The following is an 11,582-nucleotide window of genomic DNA, read 5'->3' on the forward strand; positions in this document are numbered from 1 at the left end:
AAAGAATATACGAAAATCCCTTGAGTATTCTAATAGACTTGAAGGCGAGACGTTCTCATCTAGCTTCTGCTCAATAAAGTTAGTAACTACCTGAGGCAGCTCATTTGCTATGTCTGATAGTTTTTCTAAATCACGATATTCTTGTACCTTCATAACCTGAAACACATCCTTAATTCTTTTTCTGGCTGTGTTCCCATTTTGCCCTTGATTTATACATTTATGATTTATTTCTTCCTTCATACGATAGGTTATTAAATAAAGATTCCAGAGGAATTTCTAGAATATGAAGTAGCAAATATAAGTTATATGCACTGATCATATGCCTACCTCGCTCAATGTTGGCTAGGGAAGAGCGGGCAAGAGGGTAACTCTGACAAATCTCTTCTTGTGTTTGCTTTTTTGATTTCCGAAGGTCTCGTAGACATTCTCCTAGCCACTTATAGAACTGTTCTTCTGACATTTGAACCCCTCCGTCTATAATTCTATTACTTCTTAGTATGTTCATAGATAGGCACTAGTTATACATAGAGAGTATAAAAAAGCGTTTCTTTGTTCATAACTTAAACAAATTATGAAAGGGATGTTCTTTGTGGAGAAAAATCAAGACATTAAGTATCATCCTCTCAAGATATTACGAAGTAAGAAATATGGAAATAATTATTGGACTTCACGTGGAAACAAAGTAAATAAACGCAATATTGATCTGTACAGTGATTTGGAGTTTGATCACTGGCTTACTGTGGAATCAAATCCGGAGGTTCTAACGTATTGTGAGCAACCTTTGAAAATATCATATGTTTTAAAGGGGCAATTACGTACAAGCATATTCGATATGTGGACTTTGAATCAGGATGGTAAGGAAACCTTTGTGGAAGTCAAATATGAGAAAGAACTCACATCAAATCATCCTAAATACGATCGAACCAAACGTCAGATTGAGGCACAACAAGAATGGTGCAGATTAAATCACAAAGCCTATGAAGTTCGTACTGAGAAAACCATTAGAAGGGGGCGGCATTCAATAGAAAACAGGAAATCCATTGTCACAGCAGTTCTGAATAGTGAAAGGCCCGCTTGTATCTCAGTTGTAATGGCTTCTATAGCGGTTTGTGACAAAAAGATTCAAGAAATCATTAAAGAGATATCTCATTTTCCGAAAGAAGATGTAAATTTGGCACTGAAGTGGTTATATTACACGGGCTATCTCTCAGGAGACATTGAAAATCAAATCTGGGGAAACCAATTGGAGGTATTTAAAAAATGAGTAGAGCACGTATCTATGAACAGAGTGGATTAGAGCAGGAACAGATTAATCCTGTACATTGGCCAAGAGTAGATGAAAGTTCAATAAAGGAGCCTATGCGTACAAATTTCATTCAGCGTAAAAAAGCCGTTTATATGTACTTTAGTAGAGATAGATTAGAAGAAATCCAAGAAGTGACTGGAGTTTCTCCTCGAAACTTGCGAAGGTTAGTTCAACGATGTATGCAATATGATCAAGATGGTGTAGTTTTAGGTTTTCGGGGATTAATTCCTCAGAAAAACGTAAAAGTGTACCAACTTAACGTATTTAATAAAAATCAAAATAACGATAGAAAAACAGGTGAATTTAATCGATTTCTTGATATGCATCCTGATATTAAGGAACTAATCGAAGATTTATATCTGGGAAGAAAGAATCGCTCCTTGGAGCCAGTAATGAAAGTAAAGCACGTCCACAAACGATTTATAGAAGAATGTCGGTCAAAAGGAGTAACTTACTCAGATTATCCCCTTAATACAGAATGGATGGGATATAAAGCAGTACAACGTTACCTTAAGCAATTAGCTCTACAGAATTTCAGGAAATCCGTCGCTCGACATGGCAATGATGCAATGCAAAAAGCAAGACATGTGGGAGAGGAAACACAAAACCACATTTCAAAGTTATTCCCATTCCAAGAGGTTCAGTTTGATGCTCATCGTATCGATGGTTTTTTTGCAGTAGATTTGACTACACCTGATGGAGATCTGGTAACTAAGCTTCTGGAGCGTTTTTGGATTCTAACAATTATTGACGTGGCTACTCGTAACATTCTGGGATACTCCATAAGTTTGAGTAAAGAATATAGCGCCAGTGATGTCATGCACTGCGTTCGTAATTCAGTTATGCCACATAAGCAATTAGAGCTGACAATACCTGGTTTATCGTATCAATCTGTTGGTGGATTCCCATCAGAAAAGTTTCCTGAACTAACCTGGGCAGTTTGGGATGTGATTTGTTTAGATAATGCTAAATCACATTATGCCAAAATGGTAAAAGATCGACTGGACAACTTAATTGGTTGTTCTATGAATTTAGGGCCTGTAGCACTACCAATGAGAAGGGGCATCATTGAAAGATTCTTCAAAACACTGGAGGAAAACGGATTTCATCGTCTACCAAATACTACGGGTAGCGGGCCAAATGATCCACGAAGAAACAATCCTGAAGAGAAGGCTCTTCGCCTAAACGTTACCTATGATCATTTAAAACAACTGATTGATGTACTGATTTCTAACTACAATGGCACTCCTCATGGTGGAATTTATCACCAAACACCTCTCGAACTTTTGGAAAAAAGAATGACTACAACTGGAATAATGCCGAGACGTCTTGAAGAAGCCAAACGATCGGAGTTGCTTTTTATGCAGACTACTCAAAAACGAACTGTAAGAGGCTCTTTGAAATCCGGTAAGAAGCCGTACATCCAGTTTGAGGGCGCTGAGTATCGAAGTGAAAGGCTTGCTAACTCAGCTTACTTGTTAAACACAGAACTTGTGCTACATGTAAACGTGGATGACATTCGAACGTTAAAGGCTTTTCTTCCAGATGGAAGCGAATTTGGTTATTTAACAGTAGCCGGCCGATGGTCACTTACAGCTCATTCTCTACAAACTAGAAAGGCCATTAACTCTCTAGTTCAAAGAAAACTACTCCACTACACTACTTGGGATGATCCTATTTTCGTTTACACTGACTATCTCATGCGTACAAAAAAATCAAGGAATATGACAAATAAAATTACACAAGTTCATGAAGTAAGTAAATATGAACCTTCTAATTCGCCCAAAGAACAAATTAAAGTGTTGGAAGAAGCCCATCGACAAAACGAGTTATTAGATAACGTAAGAGAAGAGCAACTCAAAAAAGAGAAATTAAATGAAATGGATATATACGATCAACTATTGAAACAATTCAAAACAAAATCATTTTAATGAAGGAGATATTTTCACATGAACAAGCCTACGGTTCGTATCGGAACACATCCGATTGAAATTGGTCACTATCTGCTGCCAACTAAAGAAGTTCTTCGACTAATTGAAAGTTTAAAAAAAATTGTTATGAATCGCTTACCTGGAATGATTGTATATGGACGCCCCAGAATAGGGAAAACATTTGCTATAAAATTCGCAATTGAAAATTTCCCCACATACATCGAAGCTCCATTACCAATCTTGATTGCTAATACCAATTCCTATAAAGTTCCTAGCGAAGAAAAGTTTTTTGTTGACATGTTAAATGATTTTAAGTTTCCTTTTATAAATAGAAGAAAACCATCCGATTTGCGAAACCAAATTGTCAATCTGCTAATGGAAAAAGCTGAAAAGTCCCGTTTAAGAAGAATTATACTTATCATGGACGAAGCGCACCGGCTAACAGAGTACCATTATAACTGGTTAATGGATATCTATAATCAGTTGGATCGTGAGAAGATAAGTATGTCAGTGATATCTGTTGGACAAGAGGAACTGTTGGGAAGACGAACATTCTTTCTCGAACAAAAAAAGTCACAGATTATTGGTCGCTTTATGACTCATGAACATCGTTTTTTTGGTCTTACTTCCGTGGAGGAAATAAAGCGTGTTCTGCGATGCTATGATGAACCAGACATATCTTGCTATCCAGAGAATAGTGGATGGAGCTACACACGTTACTTTTTTCCTGAGGGATTTCAAAAGGGCTATCGACTTGAGATGGATGCTGATACAATTTATCAACAATTTATGTCACTTCGAAGAGAACATGGAGTATCCTCTGATTTAGAGATTCCGATGGAATATTTTACTTATGCCATTGAAAATGCGTTGAAAATATATGGAGCACATGGCGAACAATTAGATTGGATAACTTCACAACATTGGTTGGAAGCAATTAAGCTTTCTGGTTACATTGAATCTGAGATTTATATGGCTTTAGCACACAAGGGAGCTAACTAAATGAACGTCATTTGGAGAAAAGAATGGCTTTATGAATATGAGTCACCCTGGTCTGTATTCGAGAAATTAACTCTAGTTAACTTAGCTGATCGAAACGAATTACTTCGTTATTTTGGAAATGAAAATATAAAAAACGTAAAGCATGACGTTGGAGATAAAAAGAGAGAGCTTATTGAATTGAAAAGTTTCAATGAAGAATTCCTATATCAAACTTTAAAAATTAATCTAAAGGAACACAATAATCATATCATTCAATCCTTGATTAAGCCTTTTCATGGTTTGTATAGTTCCTGGGAGCATTGGTTTTACAAAGACCTGCATTGGTGTGAACGTTGTTTAAGCGGGGGATATCATTCTTGGTTTCATCAGTTTAAACTCTTTGACGAATGTGTATTTCATAAGAGTAAGTTGATTAACTCATGCCCTAAATGTAGAGGAAAAATACCATTCTTATTAACAAACAAACAATTGGATAATGCATTTATGTGTAAGTGTGGGCATTCTCTCGCTCAGTTGCATTCATCTAGTTGAAATGAATGGAGGGGACCGAACCATTTAGACCAAACTATACTCCAATGGCTTCAAAACTCAGATGATAATAAAATTCAGCTCAAATGGATCATTCATGCACAGCACTGCAACTTAAAATCGTTAATCAAAGCTTCTCCAGAGGAAACTGTTGAATTTGACGATTCTAATCCTATTCAGCAGAATCAATATTTCTCCAGCCCATTCCAAAATGAATTACTGCGTGTTTGTTCTGCTGCATTCCAGAGAGTAGAAGAAGAACTACTAACAACTGTATTGGAGGAACATAGACATTGTATTTCTCAACTAATGGAACTCAAAAAAACAGATGAATTAGCTGATTTCCCCACTATATGTCCATATGCATATGCCTATGTATTTTGGAGAAAATCTCTGCTGAACAAAGAATATTTTTACTGTGATACCTTGTGTAGAACAGTAGATAATGATTCTTTCTATAGAGGACCATTGATCATAAGAGATCACTTAGAATACTTTGCGGACCAAATCATTAGTTATCAAATGAGAAGTGTAGGGGGAATTAATCAGAACGTATTATTCTGGGTATTAGAAAAGATAATAACTCAATTTAGTGCAAACTTTTTTATTGATTGGTTGAAAGTTGCAGGCGAAAGAAGTGTGGAAGCCAGTGTGCCTCAATGGAACGAAATTAAACAAATAAGAGATAACAGTTTCCCAAACATAGCAATAAAATATATTAAATGTGAAAATTCTTCATCAAGCTCAATTGAGTTTTATCATCTAGATGAAATTCAATCGGGATCTAAATGGAAATGTCCGCATCAGGATGAGCGTAACAAAGAAGAGATTAAATCCATGAAATCTTTTACACCTCAGAAAATCGCAATGCTCGTTATGAGTAACCCTAATGAGGAGAACTTAAAGCTACAAAAGTCAGTAGATAAATATGTGAAAAGATTAAGTTTTTAAACCCGTTAAGTTTTCATCATTTGAAAATTAACGGTTTTTTTATTTAAATGATAAATGAAGAGAAGAACAAACAACGTCAATCGTTAATGGGTACAAGTTCTTGTCCTTTAACGGTACAAGTTTTTGTCCTCCGACAACTGGACATTTTTCAAGAGGGAGTTTTCTTATATACTCATACATATACATATGTACAAAATACGAGTTTTGTGAATATGTATTTGAAAAATCTATTATTACTGATCTGTAGGTACGCTAATGCCTAATAACATTAGATTCCATACTTTTATAACATTTTTCTCAGAACTATAATACTTTGTTTGTAATTAAGTGTTATGACTTCATAGCCCCGTCAAGTAGAGAATAAAAAAGCATGTTTATGAAGCGACCGCAAACCTGGGGTACCCCACAGAAATTGCCCTCATGTTGAGAAGCATTTATTTACTAACGTCTAATGTAAGCTTTAATATTATACAACCTTATATGTTTCACTTAAAAAATTAGGAATGGTATCTCTTTTATTTAAATCATAAGTTTCCTTTGCTGCTGTTAATGAATCAGCAAACGGACTATCGGCGACAGTTATTTACTGCATTACGCACGCATCTCTTCATCAACCATATTTTCAAAAATACAAGCTTATAGTGATCTCAAAACTATTACTGAGCTACTATACGACTGATGATCAGCCAATAAAAATAAACCGTCAAGTAATTACAAAATATTTCTATATATTACTAAAACTATTAAATCGGAATTTGTAATTTTCTTTTTTTGATTGATAATCTCTTGTATAACTAATTCACCGTAACTAATGCATTTGCTTAGTTGTAAATTTCTTTGATCATCCATTGTGTGATCCTTATATAACTCCTCTATTTCAGCTTTTTTAGCATCTACAAACCTCCGTGTGAAATTCTTTTCTATAGAATACCATAATCACCAACACCTATATTGAGGCTTTGTCTGTAATAATGAAAACCATTGGAGGAAAAACGCTAATAATGGCTCATATTTTGTCGTATGAGGGTAAAAGAAAAAACACCGCTAATGTTTATCATCTTCTTTTTCCTCATTTCAATCTTATAATTATAAAATAGTACTCTATTCGTCATGATTCGATTCATTCATAAACAAGAACCCAATATCTCGCCCCAGGCTCTCCTTCCTCGACAACGGCTTTCCAACCCCGCTTCTTATAGAAACTCAACGCTTTATGATTCTCGGAGACACACTTTAACGTGACTGGTGTCCCCAGTTCTGCCACAGCGCGTTTGAGTAGCAGATCGCCAACACCTTTGCCAGCAGCAGCCGGGTGTACAAACAGATTATGAATAAAGCGATTAGGTACATATAGTGAGGCGAATCCAAGGACTTCGGCGTTCTCCTCAGCCAAAAGAATTTGCTCTTCCGACGTATCCTGGTCAAAATCATCAAGCGTCATCTCATCTGAATTGGCCCAGTGAAAGCTCTCACGACGGGATTCAAGATAAATTCTTCTCAATTGTGTATAGTCTTCGCTACTCGCTTCTCTGATTATCATCTGATTAACCCCCTATGTTTAACTTGAATAAAAGGCAGCCTCTATGATTCGTTTGGCCTGTGCTTTGCCTGCCAGAGCGAGTGTGCCGACCATACTGCTTACCAGCGCATAACCGGTAGAGGCATCGACTCCTGCCATATCACTCATAAACTTCATAAATCGCTGCAACTCATGGGTGTAGGCTTGTCGAACTTCTTCCGATAATTGGGAAACCTCCCCTGACAGCGTAGGTAGTATACAGCCGATTTCCGTCTGATCCCGATGAACAGAGCTTAAATAAAATTCAATGACGGTCTGAATTTGAGGTTGCTCTTCGTTCTTGTCAGCTACCTTTTGCAAAATTTCTATCGTATCGCTAATGGCAAAATGACAAGCCTCAATAACCAACTGCTCTTTGTTCTCAAAATGGGAGTAAAATCCCCCATGTGTTAGTCCTGCACCTTTCATGATGTATGGCAGGCTGATGTTACGAACTCCATTGGTTCGGAATGCTTTTGCGGCACTTGTAATGATAAGTTTTCTGACTTTTAATTTATGACCTTCTGGGTAAGGCATCCCTCTTCAACTCCTTCACACTAACATCCATTCAAAAATATTATAGACATCATATTATTGGGTGTCAATTTGCTTGAGTACATGCGAATTGTTGTAGCTATAAACAACAAGTACTATTAGCGTTCTTAGAATATGATGAAAACAATATACTATATTCATCATATTTTATTTCGGAGGTTACACGGGGCAACTTCATTCACGGTCAATTGGGGCAACGAAAAATCAAAGTTTAGCTTCCATTATCGGGATTCTAGTGGATAATACCATGCCCTCCAGCTTGGCCGGTATTCGAAAGCAATCTAGGAAATCATTACAACCGAAATATGACACCTTCCTTGACACGTCTCTCTCAAAAATTGTTTGGAGAGGATCTTTTAATCCAAATGACAATAAAGCGATAAAGGTGGCATTATTATGACTTCACCGATGCTCCTGTCCTTCTGTATCTTTGTTGCCCATGGTCATAGACACCTGCACTCCGATCATAACCATGACTATCATGAGCATAGCAAAAATGGAAGAATTGAAATTTCCACTCTGATCAAAGATCCAGCCTATTAAAAGCGGACCGAAAGCACTCATGACATAACCACCCATTTGCGACATTGCCGACCAAGTTCCAGCTTCCTCTGCAGTCTTGGTCTCGCTAATCGGAAGCATCAGCGCCAGAGGGAATAATCCACCTGCACCAATCCCGAGAAAAAGTACCGCCAAAAGCATGGGAAACTGAAATAACAACAAGCCAACGCCTATAAGCTCTGACAAGCTGCATAAGACAAGCAACAACTTTGGTTTTCCGGAACGTTTAACGATACCAGGAACAAGAAATGCAATGGGAATTTGAATCAAGGTAAAAATAGTAAGAAACATAGCCGAACTTTCTGGGCTGTATCCGAAACTGAGGGCGATTGGCGAAATCCATGCTGTAATCGAGTAAAACATGCTGGCCATTAAACCGAAAAAAATGGTGAACTGAATCGCTTTTTTATTAGCAATCGGGAGTCTCTGACGTATGGTTGCGTTTGTTTGATGATGCCTGTTTCGAACAAATGCAATCCAAGCTAAGTGCGATATTACCGACTGTAATGGAGGTCGACTCAGCGTCCTCATTGCTGCAATTAGTTTCCGCTGGTGTTGGTGTCATAATACAACCGAGAGACTTGCTAAAACAACATTTGGAATGGTCAAATATCATATCCATCCCAATCTCTGAGCCTGCGCCCATTCGTCACCTGGAACTAACGTACTATGCAGACCGATTTATCAGCAAGGCTCAACAGAAGTTATCAGAAGGGCTAATTGATTTTTTTCAATCAAGAACAGTCTGAAGGGACTTTGCAGTACATTTCAAAAAGAGGTAAAAAACATGGAAAAATCCAGTCATGTATATATGGTTACAGATCGTCTCGTTATCCGACAATTTGGCTTGCAAGATACGGAATCTTTTTATAAATACCGAGCGAATCCTGCCGTTTCTCGGTTTCAATCCTGGGAGAATTACACTTACGAAGACGCGGAATCGTTTGTTGGCAAGCAAATGGATCACACGCCCGACCAACCAGGCACCTGGTTTCAATTCGCCATTGCCTTGGCTGATTCGGATCAATTGATTGGGGATTGTGCTCTTCATACATTGCTTGATGAACCCAGAATTGTGGAAATCGGCTTCACTCTCGCACCGGATTGTCAAGGGAATGGATACATTCATGAGGCGCTCGGGGCCATACTCAATTATATTTTTCGAAGGCTGGGTAAACACAAGACCGTTGCTTTTACGGATGTGCGAAACGAAAAATCCATCCGAGTTCTAGAACGTATAGGCATGAGACGTGAAGGACACTTATTGCAGAATTACATGTCAAAAGGAAAGTGGGTGGATGAGTATCAGTATGCCGTTCTCCAGTCGGAGTGGTTGTCCCGACACAGAATCTAACAAGAATTTAAGGAACTGATTGACTCGAAACTGGAGCAAATGGGAGTGCCTCACACCCTCGGTATAGACACAGTAAGCGTATGATTTGCCGCCTTCCGAGAGCTTCCTTATGAATTTTTAGGAGCATTTTGAATGTTGAAGGCAAGGTTTCCAAATTTCATTTGTTTATCTAATCGGCTATCGGTACAAGTTCTTGTCCTTAGCTTGGAGCAACTTGTACCGAAAATAAAAAAGCCGCTAAATAGCGACTTTCAATAGGACCATGCTATTGGCCCTCGACAGTATTCGTCTACAGGGTAATCTTCGGCCCGTATGACAGCTCGTGAACAGGAAGATGCGCTTCCGAAAGGGGGCACCTTGTACTGGATTACTTCGATGGGTAGGTAAATAAACATGACAAATATTATTAAAATGCATCCCAAGCTATACGTATTGGATAACGGTCGAATGAGCATGGATAAAAATTGGATCATCTCCATGCATAATCCAGCATCAATTAATAATCCAAATGCCCAGACACAATTTGTAGAATTTCCAATTTATACGGTATTGATTGATCATCCTGAGGGGAAAATCTTGTTTGATACAGCCTGCAACCCAAACTCAATGGGAACTCAAGGGCGTTGGGCACAATCGACCCAACTGTCGTCTCCATGGGTGGCAAGCGAGGAATGTTACCTGCACAACCGGCTGGAGCAGCTTAAAGTTAGACCAGAGGAAATCAAGTATGTCGTTGCCTCCCACTTGCATCTGGACCATGCAGGATGCCTCGAATTGTTCACAAACGCGACTATAATCAGAGTTGTGAAGTTTTTTGAGTTCGGAGTTTAATGTTATCAGACAAAGGCGGACCTTTGCTAAATATAAGCACCAATATAGCTTGCCTTAAGATATAATCTTCTTCTTTATTGCCTGCAGAATATCTAGCAGTACTCGATTGACAAAACGATGAGTATGTCCATCTTTCTCTGTTTCGATGTAACTATGATCAATACCATGTTTGGTTAAAAATGCATCAAATGTTCGGTTACCTTCGATTAAGAAATCGTTTTCCCCACAATACATTACAAGTTCAGGAATAGTGCCGCCATGTGATCCAAGACGAATAGCTAATTTTAAATTAGAGTCAGTATAGGATTCATTGGATCTACTTCGTAAGGTCCAAGAAGAGTGGGAGAGCGCGCTATGGTTACGGCGTGCTGGTACCTTGTCCCGCCTTCCGCTGTGACCAAATAGTAGTATCCATTACGCTTATACAGATGCGGACCTTCCGTATATCCAATTTCAGTCCCTTTAAAAATATTCGTTATTGGACCAACAAGTCTGTTTTCTGTCGGTGAATACTCCTGTATGACAATGCCGCCAAACTTGTTTTTCCCCTTGCGGAAGTCCCATAACATGTTGAGCAGCCATTTGCGACCATCATCATCATGATACATGGAGGGATCGAAGCCGCTGCGCTGCTGTTTAAATAGACAGGGTCCGACCACAGTCCCATAATATCGGTTGAAGTCACCAAATAGTTGTGAGTATCCTTAAAGGCTCCTTTTCAAGACTTGACATCCGTATAAATCAAGTAAAAGACACCCTTATCGTAGCTCAAACAAGGCGCCCAGATTCCCCCGGAATCTACGTTGCCCCGCATATCAAGCTGTGATGTCTGATGCAACGGATGGGTCAGGACTCTCCAGTGGATCAAATCCTTGGAATGATGAATTTGTATCCCGGGAAACCATTCAAATGTCGATGTGGCGATATAATAATCGTCCCCAACGTGAACAATCGACGGATCAGGGTTAAACCCCCGTAGTATGGGATTTACAATGTAGCTCATCG

At 38.5% G+C, this 11,582-nt stretch carries 11 protein-coding genes and 3 pseudogenes; 8 read left to right on the forward strand and 6 right to left on the reverse strand.

Going from position 1 to position 11,582, the window contains the following annotated elements:
• Both ACWXW9_RS21115 and ACWXW9_RS21120 read right to left on the reverse strand, forming a co-directional pair.
• Positions 1 to 240: pseudogene (locus ACWXW9_RS21115) on the reverse strand (hypothetical protein); the annotation flags it as partial.
• Positions 218 to 505 carry a helix-turn-helix domain-containing protein gene (locus tag ACWXW9_RS21120; protein WP_082703974.1) on the reverse strand — a complete coding sequence of 96 codons (288 nt, stop codon included), beginning with the start codon at positions 503 to 505 and terminating at the stop codon, positions 218 to 220. The pseudogene ACWXW9_RS21115 and the gene ACWXW9_RS21120, both read right to left, overlap by 23 nt.
• Positions 506 to 589: 84 nt before the next feature.
• On the opposite strand from ACWXW9_RS21120, the gene ACWXW9_RS21125 reads away from it, so the two are divergent.
• The 5 genes from ACWXW9_RS21125 to ACWXW9_RS21145 all read left to right on the forward strand — a co-directional run bounded on the left by ACWXW9_RS21125 (position 590) and on the right by ACWXW9_RS21145 (position 5,718).
• On the forward strand, positions 590 to 1,264 hold the full coding sequence (locus tag ACWXW9_RS21125) for a Tn7 transposase TnsA N-terminal domain-containing protein (protein WP_494931018.1): 675 nt from the start codon (positions 590 to 592) through the stop codon (positions 1,262 to 1,264).
• On the forward strand, positions 1,261 to 3,237 hold the full coding sequence (locus ACWXW9_RS21130) for a TnsB C-terminal domain-containing protein (protein WP_494931019.1): 1,977 nt from the start codon (positions 1,261 to 1,263) through the stop codon (positions 3,235 to 3,237). Before ACWXW9_RS21125 ends, ACWXW9_RS21130 begins: the two co-directional genes overlap by 4 nt.
• Positions 3,238 to 3,255: 18 nt before the next feature.
• Positions 3,256 to 4,239: an AAA family ATPase gene (locus ACWXW9_RS21135; RefSeq protein WP_494931020.1), complete on the forward strand. Its 984-nt coding sequence runs from the start codon at positions 3,256 to 3,258 to the stop codon at positions 4,237 to 4,239.
• Positions 4,240 to 4,770, forward strand: a complete 531-nt coding sequence (locus ACWXW9_RS21140; RefSeq protein WP_494931021.1) for a hypothetical protein — start codon at positions 4,240 to 4,242, stop codon at positions 4,768 to 4,770. It begins immediately after the preceding gene.
• 306 nt (positions 4,771 to 5,076) lie between these two features.
• Positions 5,077 to 5,718, forward strand: a complete 642-nt coding sequence (locus ACWXW9_RS21145; RefSeq protein WP_494931022.1) for a hypothetical protein — start codon at positions 5,077 to 5,079, stop codon at positions 5,716 to 5,718.
• 1,120 nt (positions 5,719 to 6,838) lie between these two features.
• Here ACWXW9_RS21145 and ACWXW9_RS21150 read toward each other — a convergent pair.
• From ACWXW9_RS21150 to ACWXW9_RS21160, 3 genes are all read right to left on the reverse strand, one after another.
• Positions 6,839 to 7,258, reverse strand: coding sequence for a GNAT family N-acetyltransferase (locus tag ACWXW9_RS21150; protein ID WP_494931023.1), 420 nt, complete (start codon positions 7,256 to 7,258; stop codon positions 6,839 to 6,841).
• An 18-nt stretch (positions 7,259 to 7,276) separates the two neighbouring features.
• Complete coding sequence (locus ACWXW9_RS21155; RefSeq protein ID WP_494931024.1) at positions 7,277 to 7,813, reverse strand: TetR/AcrR family transcriptional regulator; 537 nt, start codon at positions 7,811 to 7,813, stop codon at positions 7,277 to 7,279.
• Positions 7,814 to 8,233: 420 nt separating this feature from the next.
• Positions 8,234 to 8,923 carry an MFS transporter gene (locus tag ACWXW9_RS21160; protein WP_494931025.1) on the reverse strand — a complete coding sequence of 230 codons (690 nt, stop codon included), beginning with the start codon at positions 8,921 to 8,923 and terminating at the stop codon, positions 8,234 to 8,236.
• On the opposite strand from ACWXW9_RS21160, the gene ACWXW9_RS21165 reads away from it, so the two are divergent.
• From ACWXW9_RS21165 to ACWXW9_RS21175, 3 genes and pseudogenes are all read left to right on the forward strand, one after another.
• A complete protein-coding gene (locus ACWXW9_RS21165) occupies positions 8,899 to 9,141 on the forward strand; it encodes a LysR substrate-binding domain-containing protein (RefSeq protein ID WP_494931026.1) in 243 nt (80 codons plus the stop codon). The two genes, ACWXW9_RS21160 and ACWXW9_RS21165, sit on opposite strands and share 25 nt — an antisense overlap.
• A 38-nt stretch (positions 9,142 to 9,179) precedes the next feature.
• Entirely contained in the window at positions 9,180 to 9,746 is a 567-nt protein-coding gene (locus tag ACWXW9_RS21170) for a GNAT family N-acetyltransferase (RefSeq protein WP_494931027.1), read from the forward strand.
• Between the two features lie 393 nt (positions 9,747 to 10,139).
• Positions 10,140 to 10,544: pseudogene (locus tag ACWXW9_RS21175) on the forward strand (MBL fold metallo-hydrolase); the annotation flags it as partial.
• Between the two features lie 326 nt (positions 10,545 to 10,870).
• Here ACWXW9_RS21175 and ACWXW9_RS21180 read toward each other — a convergent pair.
• Positions 10,871 to 11,580 (reverse strand): annotated as a pseudogene (locus tag ACWXW9_RS21180) (glycoside hydrolase family 43 protein); the annotation flags it as partial.
• Positions 11,581 to 11,582: the final 2 nt, after the last annotated feature.

Source organism: Paenibacillus sp. LT-B23 (assembly GCF_059417685.1).